The organism is Cupriavidus sp. FW305-27 (genome assembly GCF_058787995.1).
In genome coordinates this window covers 1-17,728 of record NZ_JBYTAG010000072.1, presented here as the reverse complement: position 1 = coordinate 17,728, position 17,728 = coordinate 1, and the positions used below count along the sequence as shown (strand labels likewise).

At 67.7% G+C, this 17,728-nt stretch carries 17 protein-coding genes; 9 read left to right on the top strand and 8 right to left on the bottom strand.

All coding sequences use genetic code 11. The annotated features are described in order from the left end of the window. The first annotated feature begins 15 nt into the window (after positions 1–15). Positions 16–921, top strand: a complete 906-nt coding sequence (locus tag AC3WRI_RS27425; RefSeq protein ID WP_011614324.1) for a DUF72 domain-containing protein — start codon at positions 16–18, stop codon at positions 919–921. Positions 922–954: 33 nt separating this feature from the next. Continuing rightward, positions 955–2,364, top strand: a complete 1,410-nt coding sequence (gene dbpA / locus AC3WRI_RS27420) for an ATP-dependent RNA helicase DbpA (RefSeq protein WP_010811426.1) — start codon at positions 955–957, stop codon at positions 2,362–2,364. Positions 2,365–2,396: 32 nt separating this feature from the next. Here dbpA and AC3WRI_RS27415 read toward each other — a convergent pair whose 3' ends face one another. After that, on the bottom strand, positions 2,397–3,512 hold the full coding sequence (locus tag AC3WRI_RS27415; protein ID WP_492294464.1) for a DUF2855 family protein: 1,116 nt from the start codon (positions 3,510–3,512) through the stop codon (positions 2,397–2,399). A gap of 65 nt (positions 3,513–3,577) precedes the next feature. On the opposite strand from AC3WRI_RS27415, the gene AC3WRI_RS27410 reads away from it, so the two are divergent. After that, the gene (locus AC3WRI_RS27410; protein WP_011614326.1) at positions 3,578–4,291 is read left to right on the top strand and encodes a TetR/AcrR family transcriptional regulator; all 714 of its coding nucleotides are present in this window, start codon (positions 3,578–3,580) and stop codon (positions 4,289–4,291) included. A gap of 142 nt (positions 4,292–4,433) precedes the next feature. Beyond that, positions 4,434–4,874, top strand: a complete 441-nt coding sequence (locus AC3WRI_RS27405) for a CBS domain-containing protein (protein ID WP_010811429.1) — start codon at positions 4,434–4,436, stop codon at positions 4,872–4,874. Positions 4,875–4,945: 71 nt separating this feature from the next. Here the strand turns inward: AC3WRI_RS27405 and AC3WRI_RS27400 are convergent, their stop codons facing one another. Beyond that, complete coding sequence (locus AC3WRI_RS27400; protein WP_010811430.1) at positions 4,946–5,986, bottom strand: Rieske 2Fe-2S domain-containing protein; 1,041 nt, start codon at positions 5,984–5,986, stop codon at positions 4,946–4,948. A 322-nt stretch (positions 5,987–6,308) separates the two neighbouring features. On the opposite strand from AC3WRI_RS27400, the gene AC3WRI_RS27395 reads away from it, so the two are divergent. Then, positions 6,309–7,799: an MDR family MFS transporter gene (locus AC3WRI_RS27395; RefSeq protein ID WP_010811431.1), complete on the top strand. Its 1,491-nt coding sequence runs from the start codon at positions 6,309–6,311 to the stop codon at positions 7,797–7,799. 82 nt (positions 7,800–7,881) lie between these two features. Continuing rightward, positions 7,882–8,490: a glutathione peroxidase gene (locus AC3WRI_RS27390; protein ID WP_010811432.1), complete on the top strand. Its 609-nt coding sequence runs from the start codon at positions 7,882–7,884 to the stop codon at positions 8,488–8,490. Between the two features lie 26 nt (positions 8,491–8,516). On the opposite strand, the gene gstA is transcribed toward AC3WRI_RS27390, so the two are convergent. The 5 genes from gstA to AC3WRI_RS27365 all read right to left on the bottom strand — a co-directional run bounded on the left by gstA (position 8,517) and on the right by AC3WRI_RS27365 (position 13,630). Continuing rightward, positions 8,517–9,143: a glutathione transferase GstA gene (gstA, locus tag AC3WRI_RS27385; RefSeq protein ID WP_010811433.1), complete on the bottom strand. Its 627-nt coding sequence runs from the start codon at positions 9,141–9,143 to the stop codon at positions 8,517–8,519. Positions 9,144–9,276: 133 nt separating this feature from the next. Beyond that, positions 9,277–10,014 carry an aspartate/glutamate racemase family protein gene (locus tag AC3WRI_RS27380; RefSeq protein ID WP_010811434.1) on the bottom strand — a complete coding sequence of 246 codons (738 nt, stop codon included), beginning with the start codon at positions 10,012–10,014 and terminating at the stop codon, positions 9,277–9,279. 73 nt (positions 10,015–10,087) lie between these two features. Then, positions 10,088–11,509: a dihydropyrimidinase gene (hydA, locus tag AC3WRI_RS27375; RefSeq protein ID WP_439671147.1), complete on the bottom strand. Its 1,422-nt coding sequence runs from the start codon at positions 11,507–11,509 to the stop codon at positions 10,088–10,090. A gap of 4 nt (positions 11,510–11,513) precedes the next feature. After that, the gene (locus AC3WRI_RS27370) at positions 11,514–12,242 is read right to left on the bottom strand and encodes a maleate cis-trans isomerase family protein (protein ID WP_340528437.1); all 729 of its coding nucleotides are present in this window, start codon (positions 12,240–12,242) and stop codon (positions 11,514–11,516) included. Positions 12,243–12,331: 89 nt separating this feature from the next. Beyond that, entirely contained in the window at positions 12,332–13,630 is a 1,299-nt protein-coding gene (locus tag AC3WRI_RS27365) for an MFS transporter (protein WP_010811437.1), read from the bottom strand. A gap of 41 nt (positions 13,631–13,671) precedes the next feature. On the opposite strand from AC3WRI_RS27365, the gene AC3WRI_RS27360 reads away from it, so the two are divergent. The 3 genes from AC3WRI_RS27360 to AC3WRI_RS27350 all read left to right on the top strand — a co-directional run bounded on the left by AC3WRI_RS27360 (position 13,672) and on the right by AC3WRI_RS27350 (position 16,938). Then, positions 13,672–14,547 (top strand): GntR family transcriptional regulator, encoded by an 876-nt coding sequence (locus AC3WRI_RS27360; protein ID WP_231881372.1) that lies wholly within the window; start codon positions 13,672–13,674, stop codon positions 14,545–14,547. 25 nt (positions 14,548–14,572) lie between these two features. Next, positions 14,573–15,421: a fumarylacetoacetate hydrolase family protein gene (locus AC3WRI_RS27355; protein ID WP_011614334.1), complete on the top strand. Its 849-nt coding sequence runs from the start codon at positions 14,573–14,575 to the stop codon at positions 15,419–15,421. A gap of 269 nt (positions 15,422–15,690) precedes the next feature. Continuing rightward, on the top strand, positions 15,691–16,938 hold the full coding sequence (locus tag AC3WRI_RS27350; protein WP_011614335.1) for a M20 aminoacylase family protein: 1,248 nt from the start codon (positions 15,691–15,693) through the stop codon (positions 16,936–16,938). An 18-nt stretch (positions 16,939–16,956) separates the two neighbouring features. Here the strand turns inward: AC3WRI_RS27350 and AC3WRI_RS27345 are convergent. Beyond that, positions 16,957–17,728, bottom strand: a 772-nt coding sequence (locus tag AC3WRI_RS27345; RefSeq protein WP_492294462.1) for an AraC family transcriptional regulator, incomplete at its 5' end; no start/stop codon positions are given.

The following is a 17,728-nucleotide window of genomic DNA, read 5'->3' as shown; positions in this document are numbered from 1 at the left end:
TCGGGAGATCGCGCTATGGCAGCACGCACCGCGGCGAAGGCCGCATCCAGGACTGCAGCAACCTCAGAGGCCACACCCAAGGCCAGGTCACGCAAAGCCGCCACGTCCACCGAGCCGGTGCGGGTTGGCATCGGTGGCTGGAATTTCGCCCCGTGGCGCGACAACTTCTATCCCGCCGGCCTGGCACAGGCGCGTGAGCTGGCCTATGCCAGCCGCCACCTCAGCGCGATCGAAATCAACAGCACGTACCACGGCACGCAGAAGCGCACCTCGTTCGCCAAATGGCGCGACGACACGCCGGATGATTTTGTGTTCGCGGTGAAGGCCTCGCGCTTTGCCACCAACCGGCGCGTGCTGGCCGAGTCCGGCGAATCGATCGAACGCTTCATCGACAGCGGCATTGCCGAGCTCGGCCGCAAGCTGGGGCCGGTGGTGTGGCAGTTCGCGCCCACCAAGCAGTTCGATGCGGAGGACTTCGAGGCCTTCCTGCAGCTGCTGCCGGATTCGGTGGAAGGCGTGAAGCTGCGCCACGTGCTGGAGGTGCGGCACGACAGCTTCCAGTCGCCGGACTACCTCAAGCTCGCGCGCAAGTACAAGGCCGCCACGGTCTTTACCGATTCGCCCAAGTTTCCGTCGATGGCGGATCTCACGGCAGACTTTGTCTATGCACGGCTGATGGCCAGCAGCGCGAAGCTGAAGGCCGGCTATGCGCCCAGGGACCTGGATGCGTGGGCTGCGCGGGTGCGCACGTGGGCGCAGGGCCACCAGCCGGACGACCTGCCGACGGTGGAAGACCGCAAGACCGCCGCGCGCAAGCGCGAAGTCTTTGTCTTCTTTATCAACGGCGCCAAGGAACGCGCGCCGGCCGCGGCGCAGGCGCTGCTGGAGCGGCTGGACTGGACGCCGCCGGCCGATGACTGACGGATCGACATCCCCGGATCGCTATAATCGCGCATGAACTCGACCCCCGCCCAGCCGCAAGCCGGCACCGCTTTTTCCAACCTGCCGCTGTCGCCCACCATGCTCGCCACGCTGGCGCAGCTTGGCTATGACGAAATGACGCCGATCCAGGCGGCCAGCCTGCCGATCACATTGGCAGGCCAGGACCTGGTGGCGCAGGCCAAGACCGGCAGCGGCAAGACCGCCGCCTTCGGGCTGGCGCTGCTGCACCGGCTCGATCCGCGCCGCTTCGATGTGCAGGCGATGGTGCTGTGCCCCACGCGCGAGCTGGCCGACCAGGTCACGCAGGAAATCCGCCGCCTGGCGCGCGCCGAAGAGAACATCAAGGTGCTGACACTGTGCGGCGGCTCGCCGATGCGGCCGCAGGTCGACAGCCTGATCCATGGCGCACATATCGTGGTGGGCACGCCCGGCCGCATCCTGGATCACATCGACCGCGGCAGCCTGGATCTGTCCGGCATCAACACGCTGGTGCTGGACGAGGCCGACCGCATGCTCGACATGGGCTTCTTCGACGACATCGCCTATGTGGCCAGCCGCTGCCCGAAGGACCGGCAGACGCTGCTGTTCTCGGCCACGTATCCGCCCGGCATCGACAAGCTCAGCCACCGTTTCCTGCGCAACCCGCAGTCGGTCAAGCTGGAGGCTACGCACGACAACACCACCATCCGCCAGCGCTTCTATGAGGTCGAGGAAGGCGAGCGCCTGAACACGGTGGGGCGCCTGCTGGACCACTTCCGCCCGGTCAGCACGCTGGCCTTCTGCAATACCAAGGCGCGCTGCCGCGAGCTGGTGGAACTGCTGCGCGCGCAGGGCTACCAGGCGCTGGCGCTGCACGGCGAACTGGAGCAGCGCGAGCGCGACCAGGTGCTGGTGCAGTTTGCCAACCGCAGCTGCTCGGTGCTGGTGGCAACCGACGTGGCCGCGCGCGGGCTGGATATCGCGCAGCTCGAGGCCGTGATCAATGTCGAGATCACGCCCGATCCTGAGGTGCACGTGCACCGCATCGGCCGCACCGGCCGCGCCGACCAGGAAGGCTGGGCCTTCAGCCTGGTCAGCATGGACGAGATGGGCCGCGTGGGCAACCTGGAACAGCACCACGGCGGCGAATTCGAATGGCAGCCGCTGGCCGACCTGAGGCCCGCCAGCAATGAACGCCTGCTGCCGCCGATGGTGACCTTGCAGATGCTGGGTGGCCGCAAGGAGAAGATCCGCCCCGGCGACATCCTGGGCGCACTGACCGGCGAGGCGGGCTTCACCAAGGAGCAGATCGGCAAGATCAATGTGCTGGAGATGTCGACCTATATCGCGGTGGAGCGCAGCATCGGGCGCGAGGCGGTGAAGCGGCTCAATGCCGGCAAGGTCAAGGGCAAGAAGGTGAAGGTGCGGATGCTGACGGAGTGAAAGACGGGCCCCATGCGGGGCCCGTTCTGCTTTTACCCCACGACCACCACGTACCCCTCCTGCGGCGCCCCGCTCCCCGCCGCCAGCCGCGCGATCCGTGCCTGCGCGGCTTCGAATCCCCGTTCCTCCACCAGCGCCAGCCAGCGCTTGGCCGGATCGCGCGCATGGTCGATAAAGCGGCGCTGCGCCGCGTTGAAGCGCCGGTTCACTTCCTGCGGTCCCCAGTCGGCATTGCGCTTGCGGATCTGCACCGGCGCGAAATAGAACTCGGGCCTGGGCCCGGGCAGGTGCAGGTTGCGCAGGAAGCCGGTGTTCTGCGTCGAGCCGACAAAGCAGTCGTACACCAGGCTGTCGCCAAAATGCGCATGCACGCGCGCGCGCAGCGACTCATCGCCGGAGAAGTCGACATAGAGCGTGGGCTCGTCCACCGGCACCGATGCCAGTTCGTCATAGGTGACGGTGCTGCCGTAGCAGCCGAGGTCTTCGACAAAGGCGCGGTTGCGGGCCGAGGTCAGCCCGGTCAGCGCGATGCCGTCGAGGTCGCGCAGGCAGAAGGCGGTGCCATAGGCCGTCTTGCTGGAGGCGCTGGACACCACCAGCCGCCGTGCGCCGAAGAAGCGGTTGTCTTCCAGGAAGTCGGCCAGCATGAACGAGGTGATGAACAGCGGCCGGTACAGCATCTGGTAGTGCTCCAGTTCCGGCGCGTAGGCGGCGTCGTTCTGCACGCGGGTGTACTGGTTGTAGGCCGAGGTCAGCTTTGCGCGGTGCGCCGCGGCATCGTAGAAGCCGCGCGCGGTGACGCGCCCGGGCTGCATGCGGAAATGGCTGGCGATGGGGAAGTAGCCGTAGAAGCGTTCGCCGGGGGCGATGCCGTCGACGCCGGAGGCCACCACATCGGCAAAGCCCCACACCGGCATATGGCCCCACTGCGGCTGGCCGGTGGGAAAGAAGTCCCAGTACTGCATGGCCTCGCCAAAGGCGGCATAGGTGATGTTGTTGGTGGTCAGGGCAAAGCGGTCCAGGCGCAGCAGCACTTCGCCGGGCGCGGCGCTGGCGGGTTCGTGCGCGGCTTCCAGCCGGCTTTCGTTTAGGGCATCCTTGCGGCTGAACAGCCGCGTGATGGCAAGGGTCGGTTCAGTTGCTGCCATGTCTTCTCCTGGTTCGCGGCCCGTCCGTCCGGCGTGCAATGTTCGCCATGACTTCCGTGAGGCCGATGCCAAGAATCTATCGCCGCGCCAACGCCGCCGGGTTCGGAAACGAAGCGCCCGCCGCCGGCGACCTGAAACGGCCCGCCACGCCGCGCAGCAAGCCGCTCAAGCGCCCTTCGCAGCAGCGCGCGCACTTCACCGTCAACGCCATCTACGACGCCTTTGTTCGGATCTGGTGCCGCGATGGCTGGGACGGCGTGACCACGCGCGCGGTGGCGCTGGAGGCAGGGTTCTCGGTGGGTACGCTGTACGAGTACTTTCCCAGCAAGGAAGCGCTGGCGTCGGGCTACGTGCGCCACACGGTCGAGACCATGCTGGCGCGCATCGACGCCGAGGTCACGCAACGGGCTGACGCCGACTGGCGCACGCGCGTGCGGCGGCTAGTGGCCATCGCTTGCGGTGCGGACGACGAGGCCACGGGCATCGTCTTCGATGCCGACATCATCGGGCTGGAGCCGCGCATCGCCGAGCCCAAGCACCACCGGCGCGTGTTCGAAGAGTTCTGCGAGGCCTGGCGCCGGGCGCTGTGCGCTTGCCCCGACTTGCCCACGGCCCCGGATGCCGCGAAGGTGCAGGCACTGGTGCTGGCGGTCTGGGGGGCGCGCCGCTATCGGCTGCTGCTGCAGGGCGCGGCGCTGCAGCCGGCGCAATGGGTGTCCGAAATGCAGGCGCTGTGCCTGGCGGCACTGGACGAAAAAGCGACCGATGCGCAACCTTGACCCGGCGGCTGCCATGCGGGCGTCACAACATTGCTTACAAAGATTCGCGTAAGTCACCCTGTAACGGCGCGCGTTACTTTGCTACTCTGATTGCATTGGCACCGCCAGCCGCATTGCATTGTCGACGGAAAAGGAGTTGGTGATGAAAACCGCACGCCAGGTTCTGGAGTCCAAGCCGAGTCAGGCCATTTACAGCGTCCCGCCCACGGCGACCGTCTATACCGCGCTGCAACTGATGGCGGAGAAAGGCATCGGCGCGCTGCTGGTGATCGAGCATGGCGAGATCCTGGGGATCCTGAGCGAGCGCGACTATGCGCGCAAGGTGATCCTGATGCAGCGCACCTCGCGCGAGACGCTGGTTCGCGACATCATGACCAATGCAGTGATCTACGTCGGCGCCAGCCAGACCACCGACGAATGCATGGCATTGATGACCCGACACCGGCTGCGCCACCTGCCAGTGATGGAAGGCGACGAGCTGATCGGCATGCTGTCGATCGGCGACCTGGTCAAGGACATCATCTCCGAGCAGCAGTTCATCATCGAGCAGCTCGAGCATTACATCACCGGGGGCGGGCGCTAGGCCTGTCGTGTTCGGGGGCTGGTCGCATTGCACGCACCCGCCCCGTCCACTCTCCCGCGCGCGGCCGCCGGCTAGCCCAGCGTGCCGAACCTCACCCCATGCGCCGCCAGGTAGCGGCGGTACGCGCCTGCCAGCTTGTCCGCCGGCTGGGGCACCTCCACGCCGGTGCGCAACGGCAGGCGGCGCGGCTGCTGCGACTCCACGATCGGCTTGTCCTGCAGGAAGATGGTGTCCTGGAATTCGCGCAGGCTGGCGTCGTCATCGTCTGTCACCAGTGACATCACGAACCACACGCGGCTCGATTCCTCGTCCCGCGGGCCGATAAACAGCGCGATGGCGCCGCGATGGTTGTCGCCAAGGTCGGGCACCTTGGTCAGGATCGCGGCGTAGGGCGCAACCACGCGGTATTCATACTCGACCATGGCTCCGCCGGCGGCGCTGGCGTGCGCGCGCGGCTGCCAGGCGCGGCAGCCGATGGTGCGCAGCGCGTCGGGCTTGCGCGCATCGCCGATGGCTTCCACTTCATAGGGCGGCACTTCGGTGTGCGCCGGGTCACCCAGGTAGCCGTCATGGACATAGCCGAAGTGCGCCATGTCGAGGAAGTTCTCCACCAGCCGTGGCGCCGAGGTGGCAACGTCGTAGGGGCCGCAGACCACGCGGCGGCATTCGGCGTCGTGGTACTCGGGGAAGGACGGCAGTTCGGGCACGGCCTCGGTGCCGTCGCCGCCAAGGCGTACCCATAACAGCCCGTAGCCCTCGCGCACCGCGTGCGTGGTGGCGCAGGCGCGCGGCGCAGGCACCAGTTCCGGGTGGGCGGGATAGCGCGTGCAGCGGCCGCCCGAGGCAAAGCGCCAGCCGTGATAGCCGCAATGCAGCAGGCCATCGTGCACGGCGCCCAGCGTGAAAGCGGCGCCGCGGTGCGGACAGCGGTCGTCCCAGGCGTGCCAGCCGTCGGCATTGCGCCACAGCACCAGCGCGCGGCCAAAGAGCCGGGCGGCGAAGGGGCCGTCGCCGTCGGCCTGTTCGATGGCCAGCACGGGGTGCCACTGGCCCAGTTCGGGCCCGGCCGCATCGGCGGCCTGACCTGCTTCGTGTCGTGGGGTCTCGGTCATGACGAAATCTTACCTTCGGTAGTGGCGATGTGATCTTGCATCGACCATCGTGCCTGATCCTTGTCACGCAGTGACGTGCCAGACATCTGGGTCACGAGCGCGATATTTGCTGGCCGCATATAATTATGCGTTCGCTGAATTAGGCCACCCGCGACGGCGTCACGCCCCCTATTGCGCGGTTCCCGGCCGATATTCCCTGCATTTGACGTAGCTTTCACCGCACATCGCTGCGGTCTCGTGCCTGTCCATGTCTTCACCCTCTTCTGCCGCATCCGCCCGGGACACCACGCCGGCCCTGCCCGCCCACGACCATCGCGCCGTGATGCGGGTGATCGGCGGCATCGTGCTGTGCATCCTGCTGGCCGCGCTCGACCAGACCGTGGTGATCCCGGCGGTGCCGGCGATCGCCAATGACCTGAACGGCTTCAGCCACCTGTCATGGATCGTGACGGCGTACCTGATCGTGTCGACGGTGACCACGCCGCTGTACGGCAAGCTGTCGGACAGCTTTGGCCGGCGGCGCCTGCTGATGGTGGCGATCACGCTGTTTATCGGCGCCTCGGTGGCATGCGCGCTGGCGCAGACGCTGGGTCAGCTGATCCTGTTCCGCGCGCTGCAGGGCGTGGGCGGCGGCGGGCTGATGTCGCTGGCGCAGGCAGCCATTGCCGATGTGGTGGCGCCGCGCCAGCGCGGGCGCTACCAGGGTTACCTGGCCACGGTGTGGGCGGTGGCGTCGATCGCCGGGCCGCTGGTGGGCGGCTGGGTCTCTGACCATATGTCGTGGCGCTGGCTGTTCTGGGTCAACGTACCGCTGGGCCTGCTGGCGATGTTCATGTGCTACCGCGGGCTGGCCATGCTGCCGCCGCGTGGCGGGCGTGCGCGCGTGGACTGGCTGGGGGCGCTGCTGCTGGCGGTGGCCATCGTCGCCTTCCTGCTGGCGATGAGCTGGGGCGGCGACGTCTACGACTGGCTCTCGCCAGAGCTGGGCGCCCTGCTCCTGGCCGCGGTGGCGGCCCTGGTCCTGCTGATCTGGCAGGAGCGCCGCGCCGCGGACCCGATGCTGCCGCCGCGCCTGTTTGCCAACCGGGCCTATGTGATGGGCGTGGCCGCCTCGGCGCTGGCCGCGCTCGATATCTTCCTGTGCATCTTCGCCCTGCCCCTGCACTTCCAGCTGGTCCGCGGCGCGGATGCATCGACCTCCGGCCTGCTGGTGATGCCGTTCCTGCTGGCCACCGTGGCGGGCAACTTTATCGTCGCGTGGCTGGCGCCGCGCGTGGGCCGCATGCGCGGCATCCTGAGCGCCGGCTATATCGCCGGCGCGCTGGGGCTGATCGCACTGGCGCTGGTGACGCCGGCGGTGCCGCTGGCGGTGGTGCTGGCGGCGATGACGCTGGCCGGCGTGGGCCTGGGCATGACCATGGTGGCCACGCTGATGAGCGTGCAGAACGCGCTGGAGCGCCGCGACACCGGCGCCGGCACGGGCGCGCTGCTGGTGCTGCGCTCGCTCGGCAGCGCGCTGGGCGGGGCGCTCGCCGGCACGCTGCTGACGCTGGAATTCCGCCATGCGCTGGCGGCGTCGGGGGTCACGCAGGCGCTGGACCTCGGTGCGCTGCGCCACGGCAGCGAGGCCTTTGCGCAGCTGTCGCCGTCTGTGCGCGCGGTGCTGGCGGGCGGCGTGGAGTCGGGCTTCCACCTGCTCTTTGCCGCGGGCGCGGCGGCGGCGGTGCTGGCGCTGCTGATCGTGCGCCGCATGCCGGACCTGGAGCTGCGCGGCAGCGTCACCGAACACGCGGCCACGCTGGCGATGGACTGACCGGCACGGCATCCGTCAGGCCGCCATCGGCGTAAACTACGCGTACCCGATACAGCGAGCCGACCACCGGAGCCCCGTCGCCATGATCCGTCGTCCCCTGCTTTCCAGCCTGGCTGCCGCCCTGACCCTGGCGGCGGCCAGCACCGTCCTGCTGCCGGCGCCCGTGCGCGCCGCCGACAAGCCCGCCGCGGCGCCTGCCGCGGGCGCCTGCCCCGCCTCGCTCAACTTCACCTTCCCGCGCCTGCAGGACGATGTGCCGCAGAACCTGTGCCAGTACGCCGGCAAGGTGGTGCTGGTGGTCAATACCGCCAGCTATTGCGGCTTCACGCCGCAGTACGAGGGCCTGGAGGCGCTGTACGCCAAGTACGGCGCGCGCGGGCTGGTGGTGCTGGGCTTCCCGTCCAATGACTTTTCGCAGGAGCCCGGCTCGCAGAAAGAGATCGCGGACTTCTGCTACAACACCTACGGCGTCAAGTTCCCGATGCTCGGCAAGTCGCATGTGCGCGGCAGCGATGCCAACCCGATGTACGCGCTGCTGGCAAAGCAAACCGGCACCACGCCCAAGTGGAATTTCTACAAGTACCTGATCGGCCGCGATGGCCAAGTGGTGGCCAGCTATGGCAGCCGCACCAGGCCGGACGACAAGGAACTGGTGGCGAAGATCGAATCGCTGCTCGGCGCGCAGCGCTGAGCGAGCGATTCCGCGCGCGGCCGGGTTCAGTCGCGCACCAGCCCTTCGGCCCGCATCGCTTCCTGCACCGCCGGCCGCGCCGCAACGCGCGACAGGTACTGCTGCAGCGCCGGGTAGTCGTTGAGCGGCAGCTTCAGGATGCGGGCCCAGCCGACGATGGTGAAGCAGTAAGCATCCGCCACCGTGAACGTGTCGCCCATCAGGTAATGGCGGGTTTGCAGGTGCTGGTCGAGTTCGGCAAAGCGCCGGTGCAGCCTGGCCTTGCACTCGTCCTGCGTGCTCTGCGCGGTTTCCTTGTGCCACAGCCACGGGCTGAAGACCTTGTGCAGTTCCGTTGAAACCAGCGTGATCCAGCCGGTGGCTTCCAGCCGCTCGCGCGTGCCGGCGGCGGGCAGCAGCGCGCGTTCGGGCACCAGGTCGGCGATGTATTGCAGCAGCGATGCCGCCTCGGTATGGCGCGAGCCGTCGTCGAGCTGCAGCAGCGGCACGTAGCCGCGCGGGTTGATGGTGTAGTAGTCGTCGGTGCCGTTTTCAGGCTCGGCCAGCTTGTGGCGGAGCAGGTCGACCTTGGCCAGCGTGACCGGCAGGCCGGCTTCGCGCAGGGCGATATGGACGGCCATCGAGCAGACGCCCGGAGTGTAGTAGAGCTTCATTGCGATCCTGTGGTGGTTGCCTGGCCGCCACGCCATGCGGCGGCCGTGCAGGCAGTCTAGGATCGCCCCCCTTATGCAGCAATGCGCGTCCTTGCGGACGCGCATTGCAGATTTGCACACGGCTAGATTGCGCTCAGTCGAGCAGCTTTGCCAGCGCCGGCGGCAGGCCGGCATTGGGCTTGCGCGGCGGCCGCGCGAAGCTGCCCTGCGTGGCGCTGCCGGCGCGCAGGGCCACCAGCGATTCGCAATGCCGCACCGCGCTCGACACGCCATCCACCACCGGCACCGGGATGCGCCCTTGCAGCGAGCGCGCCAGTCCCGCCAGCGGCGCGCCGGCGACGATGATCACGTCGGCACCGTCCTGCTCGATGGCCTGCAGGGCCAGTTGCTCCAGCCGCGCGGCATGGTCTTCCTGCACGCTGCCGATATCGCGCAGCGGCTCCTGCAGCGAGCGCACGCTGGCCAGCCGCGACGACAGGCCGTTGGCCGCCACGCATTCGCGGTACCACGCCTGGATGCGGTGCGAGATCGCGATGATGGAGAAGCGCTGCCCCAGCAGGCAGGCGCTGGCCAGCGCGGCTTCGGTCATGCCGACGACCGGGACGTCGAACAGCTCTTTCAGGCCGGCCAGGCCGGGGTCGCCGAACGCGGCGACCACCAGGCCGTCGAACTGGCCGGCGTGTTCCGCGGCGGCGCAGGCGGTGGCATAGCCGCCGACCAATGCTTCGAAGCGAGTTTCGATGTAGGCCACGCCGAACTGGGCGGTGGCCATCTTCAGCGTGGTGGTGGAGGCGGCAGTGCGGCGCGCCTCGGCTTCGATCAGCGCGGTGACGGATTCGCTGATATTGGGATTGACGATCAGGAGTTGCATTGGGAGATAGTGTTTGTCGAACAGCGAAAACAGCAAACCTGCACAGCTCTTCAGTCTTCAGGTCCGCAGGTCATCAACCAAGCATCGGCGCGCCCGCCGGCAGGAACTGCCCGCGTCCGGCCTGGGGTTCCTGGTACTGGCCATCGCGCACCAGCATCTCGCCGCGCGAGAAGCAATGCACTGGCCAGCCGGTCACTTCGATGCCTTCGTACGGCGTGTAGTCCACCGCGTGGTGCAGCGCGCTGTTGCGGATCTGCACGCGCTGGTTCGGGTCCCACAGCACGATGTCCGCATCCGCGCCGATGGCGATGGTGCCCTTGCGCGGATACAGGCCATACAGCCGTGCCGGCCGCCATGAGGTCAGCTCGACGAACTGGTGCAGCGACAGCTTGCCGCGCGCCACGCCGTCGAACAGCAGCGGCAGGCGCGTCTCGATGCCCGGCACGCCGTTGGGGATGTGCTCGAACGAAGGCCGCTCGCCGCCCGGCTGCTTGCCTTGCGGGTCGTCATAGCGGAACGGTGCATGGTCTGACGAGAACACGCTGAACACGCCATTGGTCAGCGCGCGCCAGACCGCGGCCTGGTTCTCGGGGTCGCGCGGCGGCGGGCTGCACACGCACTTGGCGCCTTCGTAGCCGTCGTCGCCGGGCAAGGCCATGTCGTCGGCGGTCAGGTACAGGTACTGCGGGCAGGTCTCGGCCAGGATCTGCAGCCCCCTGCCCTGTGCCCAGCGGATCTGCTCGATCGCTTCCTTGCCCGAGACATGCACGATCAGGATCGGCACGTCGACCAGTTCGGCAAAGGTGATGGCGCGGTGCGTGGCCTCGCGCTCCACTGCGGCGGGACGTGCCAGGCCGTGGAAGCGCGGTGCGATGCGCCCTTCCCCGACCAGCTTGTCGGTCAGCCACGAGATGCAGTCGGCGTTCTCGGCATGCACCATCACCAGCGCGCCGCTCTGCTTGGCGACGTCCAGCACCGACAGCATCTCGCGGTCGGACAGCTTCAGGTCGTCATAGGTCATGTAGACCTTGAACGAGCTGTAGCCCTTGCGGATCAGCGCCGGCAGTTCATCGGCCAGCACTGCCGGCGTGGGGTCTGCCACGATCAGGTGGAAGGCGTAGTCGATCACCGCGCGGCCTTCAGCGCGGCGATGGTAGTCCGCCACGGCAGCCTTGAGCGAAGCGCCCTTCTCCTGCGCGGCAAACGGGATCACGGTGGTGGTGCCGCCGCACACCGCGGCGCGCGTGCCGGTGAAGAAGTCGTCGGCCATGCGCAGGCCGTCGGGCATGGGCTGGTCGAGGTGGCAATGGCCATCGACGCCGCCGGGCAGCGCCAGCAGGCCATCGGCATCGATCTCGCGCGCGCCTTGCGGCAGCGCGTGGCCGAGCGCGACGATCTGCCCGTTGCGCACGCCGATATCGCAGCGGAAGCGGTCGGACGCAGTGACCACGTCCGCGCGCCGGATCACCAGGTCAAGGCTGTCGTGAGCGGACATCGGCTTACTCCACTTCGCGGAACAGGCGGCCCCAGCCGCGCAGCTCGCGCGTGTCCACGCCGCACAGGCGCAGCGACTTCCACACCACGGTGGAGATGGTGTCGTACAGCGGAATGCCGGTTTCGGCTTCAAGTTCTTCGGCCAGGTGCGCGGCGCGCAGGTTGGTGCAGAAGGTGGTGATGGCCTGCGGCTGGTGCTGGGCCAGGCCGCGCACCATCTCGCGGATGGTGTCTTCCTCGACCTCGGCGAAGCTGTAGTTCACATGCAGGTCCAGGTGGCTCTCCGCCACGCAGTGAAAGCCGCTGCGCTCGTAGTTGGCGATGATGCGCTGCTGCACGTCGTCCAGGTACGGCGTGGCCAGGCCGAAGTTGCGCGCGCCGGTCTTTTCCAGGATCTCGTTGAGCGCAAGCACCGAGGTGGTGGCCGGGATGCCGGTGGCTTCGGTGATCTGCTGGCACAGCGCCTCATCCTTGTCGAAGCCGAGCCAGCCGGAAGACGTGCCGTTCCAGGCGATGACATCGACGCGGGCATCGGCCAGCAGGCTGGCGGCGGCCAGGATCTTGTCCAGGTTGAACTGGCCCAGGGCCTGGTCGCGCAGCGAGATCTCGGTCACGGTGAAGCGTGAGAAATGCGCGCTGACGTTGGGCAGGCCGGCTACCATCGCGCTGGTGATGGGTTCGAGCGCAGTGTTGGAAGACGGCGTCAGCATGCCGAGGCGGATTTGCTTGGTCATTTTGCTTTTTGTCTCAGGAGTGGTTGCGAGGGCCGGGACATTGCCGGCCCTTTCGCGGGTTTTTCGGAGTTCGGTGATCCGACGGGTCTTCAGACCGGGATCTTGGTCTCGTAGTCGATGGCGGTGGAAGCCAGCAGCAGGCCGACGCCAGCCGCGGCGAAGAACATCAGCGCCAGGAAGTACGAGCCGGTGAACTGCACGATCATGCCGACGATGATGGGCACCGTGATGCCACCGATATTGCCGCCCAGGTTCATCACGCCGCCCAGGAAGCCGATCTTGTTGCGGGTGCCGAGCATCGACGGAACGCACCAGAACAGGCCGCACCAGCGCAGGAAGAACAGCGTCGACGACAGCAGCACGACCACCACGATCGGGTCGGTGACGTAGGCCACCGAGAAGATCGAGACCGTGGCCACCACCGCGGCAATGCCGAACAGCGTGCGCATCACCACATTGGGCCGGCCGCCGGCTTCCTTCCACTTGTCGGCGATCCAGCCGCCGATCAGTTCGCCCACGAAGCCGCTGAAGAAGATGATGAAGCTGGCGCCGCCCATCTGCTTGATGTCGAAGCCGTGCACCTTGTTCAGGTAGTTGGGCATCCAGGTCAGCAGGCCGTAGAACACGGTGTTGAAGCACATCCAGCCGATCGCCATGCACCATACCGAGCGGTACTTGAAGAAGTCCAGCGAACGGCCCGACAGGTTGGCCGGCTCGGCGCGGTGTTCATTGGCCTGGGCTTCCTCGATGTAGCGGGCTTCCAGTTCGTTCACGCCGCGGTGCTCGCGCGGGGAGTTGCGCACGTAGTACCAGGCCAGCACGCCGGCCAGCACGGTGCCGACGCCGGCAACGATAAAGGCCAGGCGCCACGAACCCAGCGTGGCGATCAGCCACGTGATGATGATGGCGCCGAGCGCGGCGCCCAGCGGCGCGCCGCCGTCAAGCAGGGTGGCGCCGCGGCCGCGTTCGTTCTGGGTCATCCAGATCGCGTTGAGCTTGCCGCCGGCCGGGTAGATCGGCGCCTCGGCCGCGCCCAGGCCGAGCCGGGTCAGCAGCAGCGCGGTGGCGTTGGTGGTGAAGGCTGCCACGGCCTGGGCAATGCCCCAGAACACGGTGGCGCAGGCGATCACGATGCGCGGCTTGTACTTGTCGGCCAGCATGCCGCCCGGCACCTGCATCAGCGCATAGGTCCAGAAGAACGAGCTGAGGATCAGGCCCTGCATGGTGGGGCTGAGGTCGAACTCCTTGGCGATCAGCGGCATCGCCACTGACAGTGAGGCGCGATCGATGTAGTTGATCGCGATGAGGAACAGCATCATCAAAAAAATCTTCCAGCGAACGGAGGTCTTGGCCTCCGTGACCACTGTCGCCCGGCTTGTCGTCTGCATGACGGCGTCTCCTGTTTTAGTCCTTGGGTGAGGCAGTTCTGTTGGCGTTTTGCGCAACAGGCCGGAGTATAGGATACGTAATCTGTAATTACAACGCGTGTAAGTCATTGATTTTGCGATGTTGCGCATGCACAATTTTGGTATGTGGTAGCCTTGTCGTGGTGCATTTCCCCAATCTGGTGACGTCTGTGACACAAACGCTTTCCCAAACCACGCGCCTGCGCACGCTCGGCATGTCGGCCGAAATCGCCGCCCGGCTGCGCACCATGATCGAAGAGGGCGAACTGCCGCCCGGCGCGAGGATCGATGAACGGGCCTTCTGCGAGACCTTCGATGTCTCCAAGACGCCGCTGCGCGAGGCGCTGAAGGTGCTGGTGTCCGAGGGGCTGGTGCTGCACCGGCAGTACATCGGCTATCGCGTGGCGCCGCTGGACCTGGAGGAGCTGCGCGCCACCTTCGAGACCCTGCACGGGCTCGAGGCGCTGGCGGGTGAACTGGCCGCACAGCGCCTGGGTGCGGCCGCCATGGCCAAGCTGGAGCGGCGCCACCAGGCCATGATCGATGCGCATGCGGCGGGCCGGCGCACCGACTATTTCCGCATCAACCAGGAAATCCACCAGCTGATCATCGACGGCGCCGCCAATCCGGTGCTGGCCGGCGTCTATGCCACGCTGATGAGCAAGGTGCACCGCGCGCGCGGTGCAGCCAATGCCGATACCATCCGCTGGCAGGAGTCGCATGAGGAACACGAGGCCATCATGGCCGCGCTGCGCGAGCCCGGCCGGCCGCGCCTGGCGCAGGTGCTGCGCGCCCACTCCGAGAACACCGCCAGGGAAGTCCTGAGCGTGGTGGCGCAGACCCTGGCCGAGGCCGGCGCAACCGGCGCAATCGGCGCCACCCTCAAGAAGTCCGCCTGAACAACCCCTGAAGATAACGACGACGATGAAACTGGTTCGAGTAGGCAACCCCGGCGCCGAGCGCCCGGGCATGATCGATGCGCAAGGCCGCGTGCGCGACCTGTCCGGCGTGGTGGCCGATATCGGCGCGTTGCAGCTGGCGCCGGCGGCGCTGGCGCGGCTGGCGCAGGTGGACCCCGCGTCGCTCCCGGTGATCGAGGGCGCACGCTTTGGCGTGCCCTGGAGCGGCGTCGGCAAGATCGTGGCGATCGGCCTGAACTATGCCGACCACGCCGCCGAGGCCGGCATGCCGCTGCCGGCCGAGCCGATCGTGTTCCTGAAGGCCAACAGCTCGCTGAATGGTCCCAACGACGTGGTGATGCTGCCGCTCGGCTCGGAAAAGACCGACTGGGAAGTGGAGCTGGGCGTGGTCATCGGCAGCACCGCGCGCAATGTCTCGCGCGAAGCGGCGCTGAACCACGTGGCCGGCTACTGCGTGGTCAATGACGTGTCCGAGCGCGAGTTCCAGATCGAGCGCGGCGGCACCTGGGACAAGGGCAAAGGCTGCGACACCTTCTGCCCGGCCGGCCCGTGGCTGGTGACGCGCGACGAAGTGCAGGACCCGCAGGCGCTGGGCCTGTGGCTGGAGGTCAACGGCGAGCGCGTGCAGAAGGGCAGCACCGCCACCATGGTCTTCGACGTGGCCACCGTGGTCAGCTATGTCAGCCGCTTCATGACGCTGCTGCCGGGCGACCTGATCGCGACCGGCACGCCGCCGGGCGTGGGCATGGGTTTCAAGCCGCCGCGCTTCCTGAAGGCCGGCGACACCATGCGCCTGGGCGTGGACGGGCTGGGCGAGCAGACGCAGCAGGTGGTGCCCTACGGCGAACTCTGAGGGCAGGGCAGTGGCATCGCGTCACCCTTCGGGGTGACCCATGCCGGCAGCACTGCCGCGGGCTAATACGCGGTCCGCAATGGTTCCCCATCGATACGCTTTTACACAAAGCGTTTGGTTTCCATACAAAGCGTACGATTAGGGCAACAGTTCCGGTGCTGAAACGGGCCCGATTACATGGTTTTACAGGAATTCGCACGCTTGGCGTTTCGCTCGCGTTTTCTGCGTGAAATACTGGTTGTACAGGTTTCGCCAGAGAGCAAAACACCATGTCTGAGCACGCCCCCGAAATCGAGTCCTATCTCGGCACCACCCTCACGGCGTCCCCCACGTCACCACTCAAGCACCGGTACTGCGCGCTGGCCGACACCCTGGACAGCCGCGCCGAACTTGAAGTCATCCGGCGCAATATCCACCAGCATCCCGAACTCGCCTTCGACGAGGTCCGCACTTCGGGCCTGGTCGCCAGCCTGCTGGAGACGTGGGGCTATACGGTCACGCGCGGCGTGGGCGGCACCGGGGTGGTGGGCACCTTGCGCTGCGGTGACAGCGGGCACAGCGTGGGCATCCGCGCCGACATGGACGCCTTGCCGATCCACGAACGCACCGCACTGCCGTACGCCAGCGTCAATGCCGGCCGCATGCACGCCTGCGGCCACGACGGCCATACCGCGATCCTGCTCGGCGCGGCAAAGCAGCTGGCGCGCACGCGCAACTTTGACGGCACCGTGCACCTGATCTTCCAGCCGGCCGAGGAAATCGGCGCGGGCGGCGGCGCCGAGCGCATGCTGGCCGACGGGCTGTTCGAGCGTTTTCCCTGCGATGCGATCTTCGGGCTGCACAACCATCCGGGCGTGGAGCAGGGCACCTTCCTGTTCCGCTCGGGCCCCTTCATGGCGGCATGCGACACGGTCACCATCACCATCCGCGGCAAGGGCGGCCACGCCGCGCGCCCGCACCAGTCGGTCGACCCGATCCTGGTGGCAGGCAGCCTGGTGATGGCGCTGCAGTCGGTGGTCGCGCGCTATGTCGACCCGAACGAGACCGCGGTGGTGACGATCGGCACGCTGCACGCCGGCCACGCGCCCAATGTGATCCCGGACAATGCGCGCATGGAGATCAGCGTGCGCTCGTTCAACCCCGAGGTGCGCGCATCGGTGGAGAACCGCATCCGCCAGCTGGCCACGTCGCACGCCGAAGGCTACGGCGCGGTGGCCGAGGTCGACTATGTGCGCGGCTACCCGGTGCTGGTCAACAGCGAGCGCGAGACCGAGTTCGCGCGCCAGGTGGCCGAGGAGCTGGTCGGTGCCGGCAAGGTGGTGGACCAGGCCGCGCGCATCGCCGGCAGCGAGGACTTTGCCTACTTCCTGCAGCAGCGCCCGGGCTGCTTCGTGCGGCTGGGCAACGGCGCCAACCAGCCGCTGCTGCACAACGCCGGCTACGACTTCAACGACGAGAACCTGACCGTCGGCGCGGCCTACTGGACGCGGCTGGTGGAGCGATACCTCGCGAGCTGACCGCCATGGCGCCCCCGCTCAGCGGAAGAACGCGCTTGGCGGCACGCCGAACTGCCGCCTGAACATGGTCGCAAACGCGCTCGGGCTGTCATAGCCCAGGTCCAGCGCCACATCCACCACCTTGCTGCCGGCGGCCAGCTTCTCGAGCGCCGCCAGCAGGCGCGCCTGCTGGCGCCATTGCCCGAAGGTCATCCCGGTTTCGCGCGCAAAGCGGCGCTGGATGGTCTTGGGGTCCAGCCCCAGCCGTGAACCCCAGTCCGCCAGCGTCAGCGCCGTATCGGGCGCGCCGGTGATGGCATCGCAGATCTGCCGCAGGCTGTCATCGGCCGGGCGCGGCAGGTGCAGCGGCAGCGACGGCACCAGCATCACTTCATCGAGCAGCAGCCGCATCAGCCGCGCGCCGCGCGTGCCGGGAGCGTAGGGCAGGGGTATGTCGATTGCCGCCAGGATCAGCTCGCGCAGCAGCGCGGAGATGCCCAGCACGGTGCAGCGCTGCGGCAGGTCGGGCGCGGCATCGGGGCGGATATAGGCGGTGCGCATCTGCACCCGGCCGACCATGCGGATCCAGTGCGTGGTGCCGCCCGGCATCCACATGCCGCGCGTGGGCGGCACGATCCACTGGCCTTCGGTGGTGGCCACCACCATCACTCCGTGCACCGCGTGGATCAGCTGCGCGTGCGGATGCTGGTGCGGGTTGGTCACGTGGCCGGGCAGGTAGTCGGCGGCCATGGCGGTGACGGGCAGGGGGCTGCGGTCGAAGCGGACGTAGGGCGGGGGATCGGCGTAGGTG